24 protein-coding genes are annotated in these 20343 nt (G+C 63.2%); 10 read left to right on the forward strand and 14 right to left on the reverse strand.

What is annotated here, in order from left to right:
- Window positions 1-65: 65 nt before the first annotated feature.
- Window positions 66-812, forward strand: a complete 747-nt coding sequence (locus BVU17_13200; protein AUG48434.1) for a hydrolase — start codon at window positions 66-68, stop codon at window positions 810-812.
- Window positions 813-836: 24 nt separating this feature from the next.
- On the opposite strand, the gene BVU17_13205 is transcribed toward BVU17_13200, so the two are convergent.
- The 4 genes from BVU17_13205 to BVU17_13220 form a co-directional block, all read right to left on the reverse strand.
- Window positions 837-2132, reverse strand: coding sequence for an initiation factor 2B (locus BVU17_13205; GenBank protein ID AUG48435.1), 1296 nt, complete (start codon window positions 2130-2132; stop codon window positions 837-839).
- Window positions 2133-2205: 73 nt separating this feature from the next.
- Window positions 2206-3309, reverse strand: a complete 1104-nt coding sequence (locus BVU17_13210) for a cysteine desulfurase (protein ID AUG48436.1) — start codon at window positions 3307-3309, stop codon at window positions 2206-2208.
- Between the two features lie 218 nt (window positions 3310-3527).
- Window positions 3528-4145 (reverse strand): hypothetical protein, encoded by a 618-nt coding sequence (locus tag BVU17_13215; GenBank protein ID AUG48437.1) that lies wholly within the window; start codon window positions 4143-4145, stop codon window positions 3528-3530.
- Between the two features lie 44 nt (window positions 4146-4189).
- Window positions 4190-6151 (reverse strand): chromosome segregation protein SMC, encoded by a 1962-nt coding sequence (locus BVU17_13220; GenBank protein AUG48438.1) that lies wholly within the window; start codon window positions 6149-6151, stop codon window positions 4190-4192.
- A 305-nt stretch (window positions 6152-6456) separates the two neighbouring features.
- Here BVU17_13220 and BVU17_13225 point away from each other — a divergent pair, with 305 nt between their 5' ends.
- Genes BVU17_13225 through BVU17_13235 form a run of 3 tightly spaced genes read left to right on the forward strand, consistent with a single transcriptional unit; the run spans window position 6457 to window position 7549 of the window.
- Window positions 6457-6804 (forward strand): hypothetical protein, encoded by a 348-nt coding sequence (locus BVU17_13225; protein ID AUG48439.1) that lies wholly within the window; start codon window positions 6457-6459, stop codon window positions 6802-6804.
- A 2-nt stretch (window positions 6805-6806) separates the two neighbouring features.
- The gene (locus BVU17_13230) at window positions 6807-7190 is read left to right on the forward strand and encodes a chromosome condensation protein CrcB (GenBank protein AUG48440.1); all 384 of its coding nucleotides are present in this window, start codon (window positions 6807-6809) and stop codon (window positions 7188-7190) included.
- Window positions 7190-7549, forward strand: a complete 360-nt coding sequence (locus tag BVU17_13235) for a chromosome condensation protein CrcB (GenBank protein ID AUG48441.1) — start codon at window positions 7190-7192, stop codon at window positions 7547-7549. Before BVU17_13230 ends, BVU17_13235 begins: the two co-directional genes overlap by 1 nt.
- Window positions 7550-7561: 12 nt before the next feature.
- Here BVU17_13235 and BVU17_13240 read toward each other — a convergent pair whose 3' ends face one another.
- Window positions 7562-8626 carry an ATPase gene (locus BVU17_13240; protein ID AUG48442.1) on the reverse strand — a complete coding sequence of 355 codons (1065 nt, stop codon included), beginning with the start codon at window positions 8624-8626 and terminating at the stop codon, window positions 7562-7564.
- Window positions 8627-8701: 75 nt separating this feature from the next.
- Here BVU17_13240 and BVU17_13245 point away from each other — a divergent pair, with 75 nt between their 5' ends.
- Entirely contained in the window at window positions 8702-9148 is a 447-nt protein-coding gene (locus BVU17_13245; protein ID AUG48443.1) for an Ig domain-containing protein group 1 domain-containing protein, read from the forward strand.
- Here the strand turns inward: BVU17_13245 and BVU17_13250 are convergent.
- The 3 genes from BVU17_13250 to BVU17_13260 all read right to left on the reverse strand — a co-directional run bounded on the left by BVU17_13250 (window position 9145) and on the right by BVU17_13260 (window position 11216).
- Window positions 9145-9876 carry a protein-L-isoaspartate O-methyltransferase gene (locus BVU17_13250; protein ID AUG48444.1) on the reverse strand — a complete coding sequence of 244 codons (732 nt, stop codon included), beginning with the start codon at window positions 9874-9876 and terminating at the stop codon, window positions 9145-9147. The genes BVU17_13245 and BVU17_13250 overlap by 4 nt on opposite strands.
- Before the next feature lie 61 nt (window positions 9877-9937).
- Window positions 9938-10561 carry a protein-L-isoaspartate O-methyltransferase gene (locus tag BVU17_13255; GenBank protein ID AUG48445.1) on the reverse strand — a complete coding sequence of 208 codons (624 nt, stop codon included), beginning with the start codon at window positions 10559-10561 and terminating at the stop codon, window positions 9938-9940.
- Window position 10562: 1 nt separating this feature from the next.
- Window positions 10563-11216 carry a hypothetical protein gene (locus BVU17_13260; protein ID AUG48446.1) on the reverse strand — a complete coding sequence of 218 codons (654 nt, stop codon included), beginning with the start codon at window positions 11214-11216 and terminating at the stop codon, window positions 10563-10565.
- Window positions 11217-11326: 110 nt separating this feature from the next.
- Between BVU17_13260 and BVU17_13265 the strand changes: the two genes are divergently transcribed.
- Window positions 11327-11743 (forward strand): hypothetical protein, encoded by a 417-nt coding sequence (locus tag BVU17_13265; GenBank protein ID AUG48447.1) that lies wholly within the window; start codon window positions 11327-11329, stop codon window positions 11741-11743.
- 186 nt (window positions 11744-11929) lie between these two features.
- On the opposite strand, the gene BVU17_13270 is transcribed toward BVU17_13265, so the two are convergent.
- Window positions 11930-12883: an aminopeptidase gene (locus BVU17_13270; protein ID AUG48448.1), complete on the reverse strand. Its 954-nt coding sequence runs from the start codon at window positions 12881-12883 to the stop codon at window positions 11930-11932.
- A gap of 192 nt (window positions 12884-13075) precedes the next feature.
- On the opposite strand from BVU17_13270, the gene BVU17_13275 reads away from it, so the two are divergent.
- Window positions 13076-14140: a glyceraldehyde-3-phosphate dehydrogenase gene (locus BVU17_13275; protein ID AUG48449.1), complete on the forward strand. Its 1065-nt coding sequence runs from the start codon at window positions 13076-13078 to the stop codon at window positions 14138-14140.
- Between the two features lie 3 nt (window positions 14141-14143).
- Here BVU17_13275 and BVU17_13280 read toward each other — a convergent pair whose 3' ends face one another.
- Complete coding sequence (locus BVU17_13280) at window positions 14144-14635, reverse strand: YfcE family phosphodiesterase (GenBank protein AUG48450.1); 492 nt, start codon at window positions 14633-14635, stop codon at window positions 14144-14146.
- A 110-nt stretch (window positions 14636-14745) separates the two neighbouring features.
- On the opposite strand from BVU17_13280, the gene BVU17_13285 reads away from it, so the two are divergent.
- Window positions 14746-14997, forward strand: coding sequence for a hypothetical protein (locus BVU17_13285; protein ID AUG48451.1), 252 nt, complete (start codon window positions 14746-14748; stop codon window positions 14995-14997).
- Here the strand turns inward: BVU17_13285 and BVU17_13290 are convergent.
- Window positions 14994-15668, reverse strand: a complete 675-nt coding sequence (locus tag BVU17_13290; protein AUG48452.1) for an RNA ligase partner protein — start codon at window positions 15666-15668, stop codon at window positions 14994-14996. The two genes, BVU17_13285 and BVU17_13290, sit on opposite strands and share 4 nt — an antisense overlap.
- A 98-nt stretch (window positions 15669-15766) precedes the next feature.
- Here BVU17_13290 and BVU17_13295 point away from each other — a divergent pair, with 98 nt between their 5' ends.
- Entirely contained in the window at window positions 15767-16879 is a 1113-nt protein-coding gene (locus tag BVU17_13295) for an RNA ligase (protein AUG48453.1), read from the forward strand.
- Between the two features lie 14 nt (window positions 16880-16893).
- Here the strand turns inward: BVU17_13295 and BVU17_13300 are convergent, their stop codons facing one another.
- The 3 genes from BVU17_13300 to BVU17_13310 form a co-directional block, all read right to left on the reverse strand.
- Window positions 16894-18735 (reverse strand): ATP-dependent DNA helicase Rep, encoded by a 1842-nt coding sequence (locus BVU17_13300; protein ID AUG48454.1) that lies wholly within the window; start codon window positions 18733-18735, stop codon window positions 16894-16896.
- Between the two features lie 81 nt (window positions 18736-18816).
- Window positions 18817-19116: a hypothetical protein gene (locus tag BVU17_13305; GenBank protein AUG48455.1), complete on the reverse strand. Its 300-nt coding sequence runs from the start codon at window positions 19114-19116 to the stop codon at window positions 18817-18819.
- 28 nt (window positions 19117-19144) lie between these two features.
- A complete protein-coding gene (locus BVU17_13310; protein AUG48456.1) occupies window positions 19145-19495 on the reverse strand; it encodes a transcriptional regulator in 351 nt (116 codons plus the stop codon).
- 132 nt (window positions 19496-19627) lie between these two features.
- On the opposite strand from BVU17_13310, the gene BVU17_13315 reads away from it, so the two are divergent.
- Window positions 19628-20125, forward strand: a complete 498-nt coding sequence (locus BVU17_13315; protein ID AUG48457.1) for a PadR family transcriptional regulator — start codon at window positions 19628-19630, stop codon at window positions 20123-20125.
- Window positions 20126-20343 lie beyond the last annotated feature (218 nt).

Below are 20343 nucleotides of genomic sequence, written 5' to 3' on the forward strand. Positions count from 1 at the left end.
TTCTGCCGAGTGGCGACGCCCACGAGTAGCTGACTTATTCAGGGTGTAACGCGTATCGACAGTCAATGACAGTTCGACACGACGGGCTGACCGTCGACTGGCTGGGGTACGCGACGCTCCGGTTCGCCGGCGACGACACGGTGGTGTATGTCGACCCGGGCCGCTACGGCGTCCTCACCGGCGAGTGGGAACCCCACACGGACGGGATCGGTCATCCACCGAGCAGCGACTACCGTGCGGAAGACGGCGACGTTGTCTGTGTGACCCACGTCCACCACTACGACCCTGATGGTATCGAGCGCGTCGCGAGCGAGGACGCGACCGTTGTTGCCTACGAGGGTATCGATGAGCGCGTCGGTGACCGGGACCTCCCGCCGCTGTCCTCGCTGCCCTACGACGTTGTCGAAGTCGGAATGAAATCACAGACGACAGTCGGGGATGTGCCGATATGGTCAACGCCAGCGTACAACGAACCGGACGGCCCACACACGCGGCCAGATGGCAGCCCGTACCACCCGGAGGGCTTTGGCTGTGGGTTCATGATCGCTGTCGAGGAGACCAGAGCCTTCTATCCGGGGGATTCGGACGTGCTGCCCGGACACCGAACGCTCGACGTCTCGCTACTGTGTCCGCCCATCGGCCCGCGGGCGACGATGGACCGCCACGAGGCCGCTGCCCTTGCCGCAACCATCGACCCGGACCTCGTGATGCCAGTCCACTACAACACCTTCTCGAACCTCGAAGCCGATTCCCGTGAGTTCGCCGCCGACGTGGCCGAAGCTGGTGTGCCGGTCGTGCTAGACGAGCACTGAGCAAGCGACTTTCGGTCTCGGATGTCACCGGCGCTCGGTCCACTCGCTCCGTTCCCGGTGGGCGTCTGCGATTGCCTCAATATCGTTCGTCTCCAGAACGCCGCGTTCGGTGACGACCGTCACTGCCGACGCCGGCGTCACGTCGAAAGTCGGATTCAATACGGCGATGTCTGTGTCGCCGTCGTACACCTCCTGTGGCTCTCGCTCCTCGCTGTCCCACGTAGCGCGTGGTGCGATCTTGTCCGCCGCACACACCGCGTAGCAGTCCGCCTCCGCGGCGGCCGCCGACAGCGCCGCCGAGCGGGTGCCGGCCTTGTTGACCACGCGGCCGTCCGGAAGGACGCGGTCGGCCCCGACAACGAGCGTGTCGGCGCTCCACGCATCCAATTCGTGGCCGAAGGCCGCGTCGGTGGTCAGTGTCACGGCAGTGCTACCAGCGAGTGTCTCTGCGACGCCGACGCCTTCACTCCCGGGCCGTGACTCGGCGACGAGCACGGCCTCAGGCGCAGTGGCGTCGACCACTGCGCGGACTGTCCCAGACCGAGACAGCGTGGCAAGGCGGTCGCCGACGTGTTCGGCGGCGACGGCGGCGGCCACGCGGTCGGCGGTAACCGCGTGGTTCAGCGACTCCGTAACGGCCCGCTCGACGGCCGCCGGCGACTGGTCGGCGACAGCAGCCATCGCTCGGTTGACCCGGTTGGCGACGACGACCATTGAGGGACGGGCCTCGCGGATTTCGGCGGCGAGGGCGGCGAGCGCGCTCCAGTCGTCGCCGCCCCGCTCGGCCGTCTCCAGGTCGTCACTCCGTCCGGCGTCGGCCAGGGCAGCTTCGTCGCGTAGCACCTCCAGCGCCCGGATCGACAGCCACGCCGAACCGTGGGTTCGGTCCTCGCGAACGGTCGCCGCTCGCGGCCGAACGCGGTCCCAGGCGGTCCACAGCCGCGGGACCGTCTCACGGGTCAGGATTTCAGGCGGGTGGACCCACGCGGTCTCGGTCGTCTCCTCGTTCGTCGTGACTGTGCGGGCCTCGCAGTCGAACAGAAACGGGTGAACCTGCCAGCGAACCCCATGATCGTCGTCTGCGACCTGCAATGAGTCGCCGCGCCGGACGAGCGTCACCGCGTCGGCCAACCCGGTCTCCTCGTCGATTTCAGCCCGCGCAGCCGTCTCCGGGTCCCGGTCCCGCCCGGCGTCGTCGGCAACGTGTCCCGCCACACCACCCCACTGGCCCCGATACGAGCCGACCGCACCGCTCCGGCGCAACAGCAGCACCTCGCCTTCGCTACGCAGGAAGCACGTCACGACGGGGCGTGTCGCCATGCGAGGAAGAACGGCCGGTCGAGACAAGAAAGTCCGGGGCTGTAACGCCAGTCACAACAGGGTGCTGTGAAAGCTATAGCGCGTCGAGCAAGCGGTCGATGTCGTCGGCCGTATTGAACGCGTGGACGGACGCCCGGAGCGCCTCAGGATGAGGGAGTGACCTGATGATAATGCCCTCAGCCGCGAGTCGCTCGACGGTCGCCTCGGGGTCATCGGCGGTGAACGTCACGAGTCCCGACTCGTAGTCACGGGGACTCAGCAGTCGGTCACCAAGCCCGTCCTTGAGCCGGTCCGTCAGCCGTTCGACGCGGGGCTGGATCGTGTCGAACCCGACGGCCTCGACCGTTTCGATGGCATGTGCGAGCGCGACGTAGGGAGCTGGAGAGGTGGTGCCGACCTCGAATCGGCGCGCGCCCTCGTAGTAGTCATAACCGTCAGCGCCGGGGTCTTCGACGCTTCGATAGCCAATGCGGGTCTGATGGAGTCGGTCATACGCGTCCGGGTTGACGTAGAGGAACCCGCCGCCCCAGACGCCCAGCAGCCACTTGTGCCCCGCCGCGGCCACGAAGTCCGCACCCCATTCCGTCACGTCGACGGGATGTTGCCCGACAGACTGGACGGCGTCGACGAGTACCTGTGCGCCCGCGTCGTGGGCCGCGTCGACGACGGCCGAAACCGGGAGTCTGGTCCCGTGAGTCCAAGAGAGTGAACTCAGCGCCACCAGTCTGGCGTCAGCCACGGCGTCGGTCACGTCTGCCATGTCGAGTCGTCCGCCGTCTGTTTCCAGCACCCGGACCTCGATACCGTGGGTGTCGGCCAGTCGATCCCACGGAAGCGTGCCGGCAGGGTGTTCAAGGTCGGTCCGGACTACCACGTCGCCGGGTTGCCAGTCTATGGCCCCTGCGACCGTGTTGACTCCGTCGGCGGTACTGCGAGTGAACGCGACGTTGGCGGCGTCGGTCCCGATATGATCGGCGACGACTTCGCGGGCCGCCGCGATAGCGTCCCACGCAACCGTATAGGGCCCCTCAGCCGCGGGCGCGTCGAAAGCGTGACGTTCGAGAAACGACGTTGCGGCGTTGACCACGGGGCGGGGCGTCGGCCCGCTTGCTCCTGTGTTGAAATACGTACACCGTTCGAGTGCCGGAATCGACGCTCGGAGGTCGCCTGGGTCCATGACCGTTCCAATGGCCCCCGATGTCTTCAGCCCTGTGTGCCCCAGTAAGCAGCTACGACGGCGGATTCCCGGGACGGCAGTACGGTTCTATTTCTACGGCAGCTCGGTGTCCTCGAATCGTTTGTTCCGTTGGATATCACAATTGCTATCGGTTGTTCTACTGTCGACGCGTCGTTGCGGGTACCTCGGCGTAGTCAGAGAGAGTCCAAAGTGTCGACTCAGTCCTGGTGGCACTCACAGCCGCCCTGGTCGAAAAACTCCGCGACGGCGTACTGGCTGCCACAGGACTGGCACAGCACCTGTGCGTCCAGAAATACCTCGAAGTCCTCGATGTCGATGCGGCCCGTATCGCGCAGTTTCTCGATACGCTGGTCGGTGACCGACAGCGTTCGGGTCAAGAGTCGCTGAATACTTTCAAGGTCCTTTTCGATCTTCTCGTCGTCGGACAGCCCCTGATACTCCGCGCCGCGCCATTCCTTCAGATATGACCGGATGGCCTGATAGGTGATGAAATCGGTTTCGAGACGGTCGACATCGACGCCATTGCGCTCGAGTCGATTGACGGTGTCAGTCCGAACACCCGTACTGATGTCGTCACCAGTGAGGTTCTCGTAGGTCGATTCTACGTCACTTTCAAGCGCGCTCAGGCCCGCATCGACCAGTTCACGTTCGAGGAGACGCTTGTTGAAAAACTCCGCCAGATCACGGAGACTCATCCGCTCTTCACCGTCACCCGTCCAGCGAGCCTCCATCTCCGCACCGAGTCCATCAAGTTCATACTCGTCGATAAGTCGAGCGACCTTGCTCGACGGCCGGCCGTCTGTCGTATTCGCCATCTGTTGGTCCCACGTACGGTAACCGGAAATAAAAGACTACGGGGTTAGATCGAGGTGATGCGGTTGAAGTCGTCGTCCAGCGCCTGCGCGTCCTCCGGTAGGAGGGCCACGACGAGATGCTCGGCGTAGTCGGCGAAGTACTCGACGAGTTCGGCGATTCGCGCCGAGTCGATGGCTTCCAGCGAGTCAAGCAGCATGAACGGAACGCTCTCGTGGAGGTCATGGACCAGATAGCCCGCGAGGGCAAAGATAAGGCCGGTCACCTCGCGTTCGCTCTCGCTGAGGTGCTCGATGGTGTCCTCGTAAGCCGCACCGTTCTCGGTGGTTCGGACGATGTGGAGCTCGAACACCGTTCGGTCGACCTTCTGTCGCCCCTCGCGGACGGTCTGCTCGACGCGTTCGATCCAGATTCGTTCGAGGTTCTCGTACTCCAGAATACCGAGAATGGCGTCCATGTGCTCGTTGAACTGGTCGACGGCGTTGGCTTCGATCTGGTCGATTTTCGTCCGCTTGTCGGTGAGTTCCTCGACGAGAGCGTCGCGCTCTTCACGGAGGTCGTCGGCCCGATTGACCAGCTCCTCGATCTCCTCAATCTCAGCGGACACGTCATCGAGGTCGGACTCCAGACTATCGATCTCGAACTCGAGCTGGTTCGCCTCCCGGTGTAGCGCGAGGATCTCGTCGAAGTCCTCGGATTCGAGGTTGTCGACCTCGTCTTCCAGCGACTCGACATCCTCGGTCAGTTCCTCGCGCCGGTCTTTCAGCGAGGAGACCTGCTCTTCGCGGCGTTCGATCTCCGTTTCGGTCTCCTGTATCTTCCGTTCGACGTTCTCGCGGCGGCGCTGCTTCTTTTCGGCTTCGCGCTGGTCGGTCTTGAGGTCGTCGAGTTCCGACTTGATGTCGTTGAGGTCCTCGACTTTCTGCCGGCGGAGATCCTGCAAACGGTCGACCGTGTCTTCGATCTGCTCGCGGTCGACCGTCGAGCCACACGTCCAGCAGACGACAGATTCCTCGTCCTCGCTTTCGAGAAGTTGCTCTGTCACCGCGCCTCCGGAGCCTTCGGGCGCGTCTTCGAGCGACTGGATGACGTCGTAGTCTTCCTCTTCGAGCCGTTCCTCGTTGTACTGGATCAGGCTCTGGAGGTCGGATATCTCGCTGTTCAGCCGCTGACGCTGGTCACGCAGGCTTGCGATTTCGTCTTCGAGGTGCTGCTGGTCGCCCATCGGCGTCTCTGGCAGTTCCTCCAGTTCGTCTTCGAGGTCAGCCCGTTCGCGTTTCAGCGAGGAGATGCTCTCCTCCTGTGCCTCGATGTCCCGGCGGACAGATTCGAGGTCCGACCGCGTCGAGCGGAGCTCGTCGAGCTTCTCTTCGAGGACATCCTGTTCCTGACGGCTCTCCTCAATATCCCGGCTGCTGTTGTCTATCTCCTCCTCGCGCTCGGCCAGTTTCTCGCGTTTCTCTTCGATCTGCTCGCGGAGTTCGGTCCGGCGCTGTTCGAGGTCCGGAAGGTCGCGCTGGCGGGATTCAACCGTGGCGAGTTCGTCGTTGATATCGCCTTTCTCCGCTTCCAGCTGTTCGACTTCCGAGCGGATCGCGTCGATGTCGACCGGCCGCATGATGATTTCGCGGAGATCGTCGCCGCGAGCCACCGACCGACGTGCCTCGTTGGTTTCGAGGAGGAACGCGAACAGGTCGGCGACCGATGGATCGTCAAGGTAACTCTCACCGTCAAACTGGACAGCGTCCCCCGCTCGCGTGAGCGTCCGTTCGTACACTTCATCGCCGTACGTGAGGGCAACGCTCCCCTCGTCGGCGTCGCCTTTCAGTGTGGCCTGCGTACTTCCCATCGCCGCCATAATAGACTGTAGAAACGATGTCCGGTTTGTGGCATTCTTCCCCGTCAGGACAGTCACGCCCGGTGGTATATCGACTGCTGTCTCATCGATCCCACCGATATTGGTGACATCAAAATGGGCGACACTAGATCCCTGTTTTGATTCTGGCATTGCTCTGCCGTAGTTGGAGCGGCTATAAAAATAATTTCATTGCCGAAAACCATTTTAGCCATTGGTGTCTCCGACGATGGGTTACTACGGAAGACTCGGCACGATGGGATACACCAGACCGTCGATACGCCGACAGCGATTCCGGAATAACATCTGTACCAATATTATTCCGGTACAGCGTTATCGCCGAGGAAGTTCGGATCGTTCTCGAATATCTTCTGTTTTGTTATGATCTGTAACTTATATCGCTTGTTTTTGTTTTCGACATGCCAATCTATAAGTCGATGTGTTTGGAATCAAGTCCTGTGACCCGCTACGAAACGCTACTTGAGGTCGAACTGGACGAGTGGGACAGTGGGTACGGTGTCTTGCAGATTGTCGATCCGGATGACAGCGACACCGCCGAGTTGCGGTTCTGCTACTTCAATGAAAACGGGAAATTCACGAACCGACCGCTAACGCTACGCCCCGACGAAGAGACGCTAGACCGGACCACGCGAATGGTAGAGAATCTCGGCTACGTCGCCCGGACGTTCGACCCGGCAGAAATCCGTGAACTCGTGGATACGCTCGGCGAAGAGCGAGTTATCGAACTCGCACAGCTCGTCGACACACTCGGTGAAGCACGGCTGGCGGAGATACTCGGAGAGTAAAAATGGCGGATACCAACCCGCTAGTAACGGTCGAAACTATCGTCCTCGTAGGCCTCGGGGGGTTCGCCGGTTCGAACCTTCGGTACTTCGTCGGCCTCTTTTTTCCGGGATTGCAGGGGACGCTGCTGGTCAACGTCTGTGGCAGTTTCGCGCTCGGTGTGCTCGTGTACGAGGGACTGCAGGTCGGTGCACTGGCCAGCGAGACGAAACTGGCCGCTTCGACCGGCTTCATCTCATCGTTCACCACCTACAGCACGTTCGCGGTAGAGACAGTATTGACGCCTGAGTGGGCTGTTGCGAACGTCGTTGGGAGCTACGCGTTGGGGTTTACCGGCGTCCTTGTCGGCCGTGAAACCGTCCGGCTGTTCACCGGAGGCGAGCGCTGATGGTCGCTATCGAATCGGCGCATCTGGTCGGGGCCGGTGGGGCACTCGGGGCACTCTGTCGCCACTATCTGTCGGGAGCGGTCCAGCGAGAACCGGTCCCGCTCGGGACGCTCACAGTGAACGCAGTCGGAAGCTTCGTTTTGGGACTGGTCACGTTCGCTGGTGTGACCGGTGACGCGGCGTTGCTTGTCGGTGTCGGTGCGTGCGGATCGTTCACGACGTTTTCCTCGTTTTCGGTAGAGACAGTCCGACTGTGGGAGGACGGCTACGTAGGGCTGGCTGTGGGCAACGCTGTCGGGAACCTCGTCTGTGCGCTGGCTGGAATCGGACTGGCCTGGGGCCTCGTGCGGGCCGTGTGACTCATAGAGTCGTCATTTTTCAGAACGTGCCACAGAGCAGTCCTGCTCTCTGTCTGCGCCGAGGTCACTTGCCCGCGGGGTCTCGCCGCCGTGGGGCGTCCGCCGTTCGCGGACAGTCACGTGATGGACGGATTCGGTGCCGTCGTCAACAACGAGCGCGTCACCGGTCGTCTCCGGAAGCCGGGCCGCGAAATCGCCGTCGAGATACGTCGGCTGGGCGGCCTGTAGTGCGTCGATGTCAGCCGTACTCGTCAGTCGGTGTGCGACGAGCAGATCAGTCTGAGAGACGATTGTCGCCGGGACCGCGCTGGGTCGCTGTGTCGCCAGCACACAACTCACACCGGGCTGGCGGCCTCGCGTGACGAGACGGCGAAGCGGACGCCGGGCAACGCCGTCAGTAAACGCGTGGGCTTCGTCGACCAATAGCCACGGCAGTCGGCACGTCTGCTCGGCCACCCGAACGTCGTACAGCGAAGTCGCGACAGCAGCGAGGACCGTGCTGGCTGGTCGAGAGGCCAGTCCCGACAGATCGAACACTGTCAGGCTATCGCTGCACAGCGTTTCTGTCTCGATACCCGCAGCATCGAAGATATCCCATGACGCGGCGAGCGCGAGATGGTTCGCTGCCGCGCGAGCGGTACTCGCCGCCGCATCCGCATCGGCTACCCACGAGCGCATCCCGTCGAGTGTCACACACTCGCTCGCCGCTCGCCACACAAGCGCGCCTGCACCTCGTTCCGGGTCGAGGCCGAGCACCGTACACCACTGGCGCGGGTCAAGCGCGTTCGCGCAAACGCTGGGATGTATGACCGTCGCAGACACATCCGCAGTTCCGAGCGGCGTGAACGCCCCCATCGGGTCGATGACGACCGGGGCGACCCCCTCAGCGGCAATCAGTCCCTCGGCGAAGACGCCGAGCGTGTACGTCTTCCCCGACCCACGTTTGCCAACGACGAGACCGACGTGTGGCCGGTCGACATCGAGATTGACTGGAGCACTGCTGCTTCCATCGCGGGCCCGATAGTGGCCCAGCCGCGTCGTTGCCCCCGTCGCTTCCCCGCGCCCGAGAACGACCATGCCGGCGGTTGACCCCTTCCGGTATTTGAACGTTCGTCCAAGGGTTCAAATACGAGTTCGGAACCACGCCTGTCCATGTCAGATTCGCTGTGGCGCGACGAACGTGCTATCGAGGGACTGCCGATTCGCCTCGTTATCGCGCTGGTGGTCGGCGTCGCCTGCCTCTCCGTGATGATGAGTACTATTTCGGGAATCGAGACGCTACAAGTGACGGAGATCGACGTTGAGCCACACCCGGAAGTGGCGAATCCGGGGTCACAGGACATCGTTGTCACTGTCGTCGACTCGAAAGGGTCACCGGTCTCCGGCGCAACGGTCGTCGCGAAAAGCGGGACGGCGACACTCTCGTCAGTCAAGACCGGCGAAACAGGTAGTGCAGGGAACGCGACCCTCTCGCTGTCGCCGTCGCTCGGGCCGAATCAACAGGACGGCACAGTCACGTTCGAGGTGAAACCGCCGGCGGGCAGCAGCTACGAGGACGCCCGCTCGAACACCGACCTGCTCGTCGTCAGGTCGCCCTAGCCGTCCCAGTCTATCCACTCCTGCTCCCAGCCAGCGCGGGACTGGGCCGCCCGGCGGGCGTGCTCGCGGTCCTCGCGGTGAGTCCGGTTGCGCTCGACGGTGTCGGCCTGCTCGCCCTCGACGAGCATTGGCTGGAAGGCGACGGTGCCGTGTCGCTCGACCGACCCGTCAGCGTCGACGACGGCCAGCGACTGCTCGCCGGTTCCCAGCGGCATCACCAGCCGCCCGTCGTCGGTCAGTTGCCGGAGGAGCGCCCTGGGCGGGTCGATTGCGGCGGCTTCCAGCAGGATTCGGTCGTAGGGCGCGTACTCGGGCAGTCCGTCGGCCCCATCGCGGCGGTCGACGAGGACGGCGTCGTAGCCCGCCTGGGCCAGGTTCTGGCGCGCTTCGGCGACGAGCCGCCGCGTGATGTCTATCGCCTGTACGTTGGCCGCGCCGACGTGTTCTGCCAGCACCGCGGCCGTGTAGCCGACGCCGGCACCGACCACGAGCACGTCGTCGTCTTCTTCGGGCGACAGGGCTTCGAGCACTCGGCCGGCGGTGCTGGGCGAGAGCACGCGCGTGCCAAGGCGTTCGAACGGGCGGTCGGAGTAAGCCTGTTGCTCGCCGACGAAGGCCTCGCGGGGGACGGCGCGCATCGCTGTCGACAGCCACGCGCTCCGGACGACACCCTTACTGTCGTGTTGCAGGCTGTCGACCATGTCGTCCCGCAGTACCGCCGGATCCATATCACTATATTCGGCCAGAGCTATATCAATGGCGCGACAACGGCCACGTCTGTCGAAACCGCTACTGGAGCGGGACGAATCGAACACCGCCGTGGTCGGCCCTATTAAGCGTGCCGTCAGCCTGTTTCTCCGCCCGGATAAGGCGCTGTTGTCCGTCGCCGAGCGGGGCCAGGAGGACGCCGCCGTCGCGGGTCTGGTCGACGAGCGGACCGGGGAACTCCGGCGCGGCGCAGGTCAGGTACGTTCGGTCGTAGGGCGCGTGTTCGGACCACCCCTGCTTGCCGTCGCCGGCGCGAACGGAGACGTCTCCGTAACCGGTCACTTCGAGTGTATCACAGGCCTCGTCAGCCAGCGATGCGTGGTACTCCACACTGTAGACGTTCTCGGGACCGACTAGTTCGGCGGTCACCGCGGCGTGGTAACCACATCCCGTACCAATCTCCAGTACCTGATCCCCGGGAGATAGGTCGAGTAACTCGGCCATGATTGCGACCATGTGCGGCGCAGAAATCGTCTGGCCCGACCCAATCGGGAGCGGGCGGTCGGTGTAGGCGTCGTGTCGCCTGTCGGTCGGGACAAACCGGTGGCGGGGGACCGACGCTATCGCCGCGAGGACGGTCTCGTCGGAGACACGCGAGCGCAGGCGGTCGGCCAGCCGCGACCGCTGCCGGTCCCAGTCGGCCATCCTACCACGCCGACCACGCCGTGGTCGACTCGTCTCTGACGTACAGCCGGTTGATGTCCTTCGCGATACCCATGTCGCCGTCGTGGTCCATGTTCTCGTGGTCGTAGCCGTGGGCGTCGTCGCGGACGTGAATCCCCTCAACGGTGAACTCCTCCTCGCCGAACTCCTCGGTTTCGCCGACCACGAACTCGTAGTCGCCGGGGACGTGGAGCTTGAAGCTCTCGGTCTCGTCGTGCGTGCCGTCTTTCGGGTGCATCGTGACGTTGACCGAGACGTTGCCGACGGCCCGCGACCAGATGGTTTCGACGTCCTCGGCGGCCGCCTCGTCTTCGCGGCCGTCCGCGGTCTCTAAACTGGTAATGCGGGCGGTCACGACGGCCTCTTCGGTCTCCAGTAAGAACTCCTCGCCGACGGACAGCTCTTCTTCGGCCGGCACGTCGACCTCTGCGGTGAAGGAGTCGCCGTCCTGTGAGACGACAACGCTTCGCTCTAGTGTCTCCTCCTCTGGCAGTTGCTCCTTGTGGACGTGGTCACAGTCCGTACAGCGGACCGTCACGTGGCCGCCCGGCTTCAGCACCTCGTGAACCGTTTCCAGGTCCGGCGAACAGGCCGGACACGGGAGGGCGATGCGGTCGCCCGGTGTAGCGTCTGTCATATGCAGGCGTTGACTGCGCTCCCGTAAATGGTCGTCGCCACGGCGCTGCTCGTGGTTCTGTCTCGCATAGTCACGCTGCCTTTCTTGAGCCGCCGGATCAAACGACAGGTATGGCGCGCCGACAGAGCCGTGCCGACATCGTAAGCGGTGCCATCATCGCCCTGACAGCCATGGCCGGTGTGGCGGTCTGGTCTCGCCTCCCCGCCGAAGTCGCGATTCACTTCTCCGCGTCGGGCACGCCCGATAACTACGTCTCGAAGCCGGTCGGTGTCGTTCTCATGCCGGCGCTGATGCTCGGAACCCTCATTGTGTTGAAAGGGGCGTTCCGCTACGACCCGCCGGACGTGCCGCAAGTAGCGGCCACGGTCACCGTCGCAACGATGGCGTTCATGGGGGCGATACACGGACTCGTGCTCGCTTGGAACCTCGGCTACCAAGTCCCGTTCGACCTCGTCCTCGTCGGATCTCTCGTCTGGGCGGTGCTCATCGTCGGATATGCTGTGAAGATGGAATACGAACACGAGTAGGAGAAACCATCAGCGGTCGGCATGGGCGACCCACGCTTCCATTCCTGTCTGTCGTGACTCCGTTCTGGCCCCGGGTCGGTCACTCTACACGAGGAAATGTCACTGCCACATCTGCCTCGCGGTTCATTTTACTCACCGCTCGGCTCCGGGAGGTCTACGACCTCCCCGTGTTCGCGGCGTTGCCGCTCACTTTACCCGAGGAAGTTCCACTTCCTCTCCATCCGCATACACGGTCGGCTCCGTCAGAATTCCGTCCAGATGGATCGGCGCGTGCACGTCGCCACCCATTGCGTGGTCGTCGCCGATAGCGATGTGGACAGTGCCGCCGGCCTTCTCGTCTAGAAGAACAGAGCCGACGAGTTCGGTCACAGCGACGTTCGTGCCGATACCCAGCTCTGCGAGATTGTACGCGTCTTGGCCGACTTCCTCGGCAGCGTCCTCGACCTGTGCGCGGATATCGGGGTCGTCGATGTCCGTGACGTAGCCGTCCTCAACCTCGAAGGTGAGACGCTTCCCGTCGAGTTTGCCGTGGGGGCGCATCGTCCCGTCGACGACGAATGTGCCGTCGGCCGTCTCAGGGGCGAGGAACACCTCGCCAGCGGGGAGGTTCGACATCTCGCCGGCCTCGTGGACAATGCCGGTGTCCATGTGCCACTCGCGCGCACCGATGCCGAACGTGATATCGGTCCCTTGGAGTGACGTGACGCGAATTTCCTCAGCGTCTTCGACCTGCGCCAGCACGTCCTCGCAGTGCTGTTCGATACGGTGGTAATCGGCGTCTAACCCCATGAGGAACACGCCCTCACTAATCCCGGGCAGGGTCGCGACGCGGGCACCGGCCTCGTTGGCGTCGGTTCGGGCTTCTGTGTGGCTCAGGCTCTTCGTCGTGGGCGCGAGTACGACATCAGCGGTCTTCATCGCGCCGGCGACCGGCGCGGGCGGCTCTGCGCCGTGTTGCTCACCCGGCGGATAGCGAACGAAAACGGAGTCGTCAGTAATCTCTGTGGCGACGCGATACAGCGCTTCGCCGATTGAGTTCCGCTGGTCATCAGTGACGACCGCACACGATTCGTCAGGCTGGAGGTTCAGACACTGTTTGACGGCAGTCTCGGCGGGCGCGCGAAGCGACGAGTTGTCCATACAACTAAGTGCGTACTCCGCCTGAATAACTCTTGATAGACTGCCGGCGTACGCCGCCGAAACACACTACAGCTCAGTGTTTTCTGATAATTTGTGTTAAAAGCTCACAATGTCCAGAGGTACAACTATCTGAGTTAATTTCTCCGTATATTAATCACAAAGAATATACTCTCCCCGGAGGAAAGGACGTGTATGCTCCACGTGGGCATCAACGGCTTCGGCACCATCGGGAAACGCGTCGCTGACGCGGTGCGTGTCCAGCCAGATATGACAGTTGCGGGCGTCGCAAAGCGCTCGCCGAACTTCGAGGCAACTATCGCAGACGACCGCGGCTACGACCTCTACGCCGCGGACGGCCGCGAACCGTTCGAGGACGCCGACCTCGCGACGGCCGGGACGGTCCATGACCTCATCGAGACGAGCGACGTGGTCGTCGACACCACGCCAAGTGGCGTCGGCGCGGCTAACGCGTCGCTGTATACCGAGCACGACACGCCAGCCATCTTCCAAGGTGGGGAAGACGCTGCTGTGGCAGATGTGAGCTTCAATGCTCGCGCCAACTACGAAAATGCGGTCGGGGCTGACACGGCCCGCGTTGTCTCCTGTAATACAACAGGCCTGTCACGCCTCCTCGCACCGCTCAAGGAATCATACGGCGTTGAAAAATCACGTGTGACACTGGTCCGGCGTGGTGCTGACCCGGGCCAGACCGGTCGCGGCCCGATCAACGACACACTTCCCGACCCCGTCGAAATCCCCTCCCACCACGGTCCTGACGTCCAGACGATTTTTCCCGACCTCGACATCGACACGATGGGAATGAAGGTCCCGACGACGCAGATGCATACCCACAGCGTCAATGTCACGCTGGAAAGCGAGCCAACGACGGAAGAAGTCACGTCCCTCCTCGCCGACGAGTCGCGCCTGTTCCTTATCCCTGAGACGCTTGGTATCGACGGTGCGGGGAAGCTCAAGGAGTACACTCGCGACGCCGGTCGTCCGCGCGGTGACGTATGGGAGAACTGTATCTGGGCCGAATCCATCACGGTCGAAGGACGGGACCTCTACCTGTTCCAGGCCATCCACCAGGAAGCCGACGTGGTGCCCGAGAATATCGACGCCGTCCGCGCACTCTCCGAGCGGACCGCAAGCGCCGAAAAGAGCATCCGACGCACCGACGAAGCTCTCGGCGTCGGTCGCGGCCTCGTCGAACACGACGGCAGCCCACAGCGCGTCGACAGTCACGCCGACGACTGATTCTCACCCCAGTTCGTGGAATTCGACCTCGCCGGTCACCGTCGAGAGCGTCGCAACCGAGAACGGCTCAGGGGCCGGCGGAATCGAGATGCCGCCGGGATTGATTCGTTCCGTCCCCCCGCGCTCCTCGTGGCCGCGTTCGTGGGTGTGCCCGTGGAGCACGTAGTCGTAGGTGCCACACTCGACCAGCGCGTCGACGATCTCGCCGCTGGTGCCGTGGTACATCGCGATGTCGTGGCCGTCGACGGTCACCTCGCCCATCTCGCCGAAGTACGTGCCGAAGTCCGCGACGGTGGACTGGACCGCCCACTCGCCGTCGTTGTTGCCGCGGACGGCGTAGAACGACCAGTTGCGGTCGAACGGCGTCACCGAGAACGGAGCGACGAAGTCGCCACAGTGAACGACCGTCTCACAGCCCGCATCAACGAATGTCTCGACTGCGGCTTCGACCTGCGACACGTTGTCGTGTGTGTCCGAGACGATGCCGATTAGCATACCAGCGACGTTTAGCCGGCAGCGACTTGAACGTATGTCCCACGAACTGGTGTGGCCGCGGGCGTCACGCAGGCGCGGTGCTTTTGTTCGGGCACCGTCTACAGCGACCGATGGCACGGGGGCTCATCGGGACAATCGAGCTGATGGTCGCGGTCGTACTCGCCGCGCGGGTCACCCTCCTCGGCGTCGACAACATCGCCCGCGGCCAGACGACAATCGGTGCAGTCTTTCTCGGGTTAGCCGCCGCCTTACTGGTCATCGAGTGGGTCGCCCCCTCCCCGACGGACATCCCCGGCGCAATCGTCGGACGGGCGCGCAGCGCGCTCCCCGGCGGGAACTCGCCAGACCGTGACGACGATTAGGTCTCGTCGCGCCAGCGGTCCGGGTCGTCGGCCGCGAGGTACTCCCTGAGAAGCGACGGGAAGTTCCGCCCCTTGAGATACCGTAGTCCGAAGTCCTCCGCCCAGTTGATGATGCCCTGGTCCTCCGTGACGACGCCGGCGTCCAGTTCCTGTGCGAGTATCAGGAGGTCGAAGTCCTCGCGGGAATCGAGCACGCCCTGCCGGAGCGTGTCCCGGTACTCGTCGCGCAGGTCCGAGATGACTTTGTCCACCTCCGTCATGTGGTCGTGTTCCTCGACCGTTTCGGCCCGCGACTCCTCGGCTTTCCGGACGGCCTTCTCGGAGACGCGCAGACCGCGGTCCACCCGCTCGGACATCTCGTCGATGAACTCGTAGACGTGGGCCGCCGGAATCCGTACCTCGTGGTGGGCCGGGGACTTCGTAATGACCCACGTGTCCAGTTTCGTCAGCACCTCGTCGCTGATGGCCCGGTCTTCGAGCATCGTCGTCAGTTCCGCCTGTATCGACGGCGGCATGTAACAGGAGATGTTGTGGACCAGTTTCGCCTCCGAGATGAGGTCGAGCAGTTCCAGGCAGGCCGCCTCCAGATCCTCGTCGCCGCTCCTGATTTCCGGGGTGAGAAACAGCGACGTGTCGAGGACGAACCGTTGTTTGAGCGGGCGGTCGACCATACCGGCGCTACGGTAGCCGGTAACTAATGCCCTCTGGCGAGTCCCGCCGGGCGGGACGCGCCAGCAGAATTTTGGTGTCATGTCAACAACCCTCACGTATGTCGAGAGACTGGGGGTCGCTGTTCGACGTCGACGCCGACCCCGCGGACCTGCTGGAACACTTCGACACCGAGTGGTTCCGCGGCCAGCGGTACCGACACCTCAGCGACGAGCGCCACGGCATCGAGCGCGGGACGGCGCTCGTCGACGACGTGGTCGTCCGGGGCTACCCGTCGATGCCGCGCGCGCTCGTCCTCGAACCGGCGGTTCGGGAGACCTTCGAGGGACCCGTCGCCATCGAGGAGAAACTCAACGGCTACAACGTCAGGGTCGCCCGAATCGACGGGGACCTACTCGCGTTCACCCGGAGCGGGTTCGTCTGTCCCTACACCACGCGGAAGGTCGAGGCGCTGCTCGACGCCGAGGCGTTCTTCGACGACCACCCCGAGCACATGCTGTGTGGCGAACTCGTCGGGCCGGAGAACCCCTACACCGACCACGAGTACAGCGAGGTCGAGGAGGTCGGGTTCTACGTGTTTGGGATCCGCCACCGCGAGAGCGGGACGCCGATGGGCGTCGAACGGCGCCTCGACCGGTGTGAGACCTACGGCCTCGAAAGCGTCGACCACTACGGGACCTACACCCCGGCAGCGGCCGTCGACGTCGCCCGCGAACGGATCGATGATCTGAACGCTCGCGACCGGGAAGGCGTTGTCTTGAAATCGACGGACGGGAAGACGGCGCTGAAGTACACGACGAGCGCGATCCATCGGGCCGATCTTGAACACGCGTTCGAACTACCATTCGACTACGGGCGAGACTTCGTTTTCACCCGCGTCATACGGGAGGCTTTCCAGGCCGTCGAGCGCGGCGAGTCGCCGGCAACGATTCGCGAGCGGGCACAGGAGTTGGGTGAAGCCATTCTTCAGCCTGCAGTCGAAACAATACGGGCGGTAGACAGAGGTGACCCGGTCGGCGAAACACACACCGTTCGTGGCGACCCGAAAACCATCGCCGACCTGCTGTCGTACTTCCGCGATCAGGGCCTGGAACTCCATATCGAGCGTGACGAGACGGATGGCAACCAGCGGGTTGTCACGTTTACCAAGGTCGCCCAGTCGACGCGTGACAAGACGCGATACTACCTAGAGGGTGGGACCATCGACGAGTGAGAAGAGTGACCGCTTCAGTCGGCCGCGATGGTCTCACTGGCGTCGTCAAGCAGTTGCTCGATGGAGCGGTCGCTTGGCTCGTTTTCCAGCAAGACGTCGATAGGGAGCGTCGGCGCGCCGTCGACGAGGTTCTCGAGTAGCACGAGTCGCTCGCGAGCGCGGGACATCCCGACGTAGAACACACGCCGTTCGTTGTCGGTCAGCGTCGGCACGGGACTGGTGTGTTTCGTGAACTCATCCATACCGGGTACCTCGATACCCTGCTGGTCGACCGTGGCGGCCATCTGCTCGACGACTTTCTCCGTGAGGTCCGTCGCGACGAACACGTGATCGGCCTCGCGACCTTTCGCGGAGTGGATGGTGCCCACGCGGACGCGGTCGGCGTCCATCCCGGTGTAGTCTCCGCTGAAGTACGCGTCGACGGTCCGCTCCTGGAAGTTTGTCACTTTCCGGAGCATATCGCCCGCCGAGGCCGCGTCGGGGAGGAACGGAACGTGCTCATGGACCACGTCGGGTTCGATCTCGATGTCGGCGATGTCCTGGTCCTCGTGGGCCTCGTCTATCTCTTCGAGCGCGTCGAAGAGGTCGTCGCGCTCGCCGGTGCCGAACGCGGAGTCGACGAGCATGTCGGCGAGGCGGCGGGCCTCAAGCACCGTCAGCGGCTCGTCGGCCTCGACGGCTTCGAGCCCGTTGACGTACTGGGTGAGCCGGTCGGTCCACATCCGCTGGTCGGTGAGACAGGAGAAGGGGATTCCGTTGTCGATGAACTCGTCGATGAACTGGAACATCTGGTAGCGGGCCCGGAACAGGACCATCACCGTCTCGTCGGACTGCTCGATGGTCCGGGTGACGTTCCGCGAGAGGTCGAACATCGAGGGGTTCTGGACCGCTTCGACGCGACCGCCCTCCTTGCGCGGATTGAGGTCTTTCTCCTGGCGCTTCTCGATGTGGCGGACCTCGCGGTTGACGACGTTGAGGATGCGCGAGGGGAGCCGGTAGGAGTTGGGCAGCACCTCGTCTTGGGTGACGACTTCCTCAAGCAGGAGGTCTGGGTCAGCGCCCTGCCAGGCGTAGACGACCTGGTCGTCGTCGCCGGCGATGAGCACCCGCTCCATGTGTGGTTTCCACTCGTCGTACACGTCATACTGCAGCGTCGTGATGTCCTGAAACTCGTCGATAATGAGGTACTCGACGTTGGGGAGCAGCGAGCGCTGGGCGACCCGTTCGAGCATATCGGCGAAGCCGGTCAGGTCGTTCTCGCCCTTGTAGGTGCGCCAGCCGCGAATGGCGCTGGGGACATCGACGCGGTCGTCGTCGGTCGGCCAGGTCGGCGTGTACTTGTTGCCGGTCTGGGCGTTGTCGTCGATTTCCGGCGGGAGCCGGACCTCCTCGTCGTCCCACTTGAAGGGGACGTCGTACCAGTCGGCCACGTCGCGACGGGTCCGCTGGAGCCACTGACTGGTCGCAATAATCTTGTTCCCGAGGGTGGTCGAGCGGGCCGACCGACGCCGAGACCCCTCGTACTCATCCTCGTAGTCGATACCGAACTCCTCGCAGAAGGCCTCCTTGTCGTCTTCGCCGACGACGTCGCCACGGGAGAGGTTCAGCAGTTCGTACGCCTTCGCGTGCATCGTACAGACGTTCCCGCGGAGAGCACGAGGAGACAGGCCGAGTCGGTCCGCGAGTCGCTCACGGATCTCGGCGGCCGCCGCACGCGTGTACGAGACAACCAGTACATCACGGAAGTCTACGTCGTCGTCTTCCAGCAGTTCGTCCACGCGGTCGAGCAGCGCCGTCGTCTTCCCGCTACCGGGCCCACCGAACAGGCGGACAACCTCGGTGGTCGAATCAGTCATTGAACATGTAGTGGAACCGCGGCCAAATAAACAACGTGCTTTACCGGGACGACAACTGACCGGTGCACCCAAACGGATTTCTCACCGGTACAGCGACACGTACAGCATCGCGAACCCGATGATGAACGGGATCGTCTCTGCCATCTGGAAGAACACGCGAACGATGGCACCGGTCTCGCCGGCGCTCAGTTGTGTGATAACGCTGGAGATGGCGACACCCATACTGATGAACGCAAACCCGACAAACGCGTACTGGAGGCGTTCCGACGGCCGCTTCCGGTAGGCCTGGAAGCTAATCAGCGTGATACCGAGTGTCAGCCCGAACACCACCATCCGCATCAGGATGAGCGCGCTACGTGCGATAGTCACGCCGGTCGTCATGTGGTCACCCGTCCACTGGTCGGCACGCTCATTCCGGGTTCAGCTCGTCCCAGAGCTGACTAAACCGGTCCGGGAGGTTCTCTTCCCGATAGATGCGTACTTTATACTCCTCGTCTTCGAGCGAGATGACCGTCGACTCGAAGTTGGACTCGTACACCTTGTAGTGATTCCCGTCCTCGGCGACGAGCGTCCGGTCGGTGACGAGGTCGTACTCGTCGAGCAGTTCGATACGTCGATACACCGTTGGCAATGAGAGGTCACACTCCTCCGCGAGTTCCTTCGCCGACTGCGGTTCTCGGCTGATTGCGGCGAGTACACGGCGTGCGTGCTGGTCGCCGATCGTATCGAGAATCTCCTCGATGCTCTGTTCCTCAGCCACTACACCAAGATTCGCGTCATATTATATAAGCGTTTTCGAGCACTGTGGTGATTTCACGCTCAGAAAACACTGCCCCGTTTATATTATGATAGCCCCTGTAGCACTCACTGCGGATTGCGTTCAGGTGAGACGATGTCCGGAGACAACCTCCGTCGCGTGACGACGGGCAAGATGCAGGGCCAGAGCGCCGATGAGCGAGTGACCCCTCTCGGCGATACAGAGCGCCCGGAATCGCATGACCCACCCAGTCGTGACGCCATCACGGAGTCGTTGTTGGACCCGGTCATTGACGACGTCGTCAACGGCGAAACCGCGGTTGATGACGGAATCGTCACACAGAGTCTGGAAGAGATTCTACTGGCGATGATCGCAGTCGCCGATGGTGGCACCCACGGGACCGGACTGATGGAGGAACTGGACGCCCAGTTCGGTGCCGAACTGAGTCCGGGGACAGTGTACCCCCGGCTGCACGAGTTAGAAGCGGATGGCACGCTCCAGATGCACGAACTCGTCCAGACGAAACAGTACGGAATCGCGGACGATGCGGCTGCGAAAGAGCAGATCGCGACGTCTGCGTACCAACATCTCGCGCTCGGGCTGTTCCTCCATGCGGCGCTTGATTCGCTGTAACCACCACAGGCCGGTCAGTCCGCCGACACACGACCCCCCAATTGTCGGTTCTGAACCGGTCGGCCCGCCGGCACACGACCCCCCCAACCGTCGGCTGGCCACGCAAAGACTCCCCATTTCCTTCTACACTGTAGCGCAGTTCCGACTGTCTGTACCGGTGCTGTCCCGACAAGCGACGGCGTGAGGTGCGACTCGACAGAGAGCAAACTGCCGGTTTT

Source organism: Haloarcula taiwanensis, from assembly GCA_002844335.1.
Classification (GTDB): Archaea; Halobacteriota; Halobacteria; order Halobacteriales; family Haloarculaceae; genus Haloarcula; species Haloarcula taiwanensis.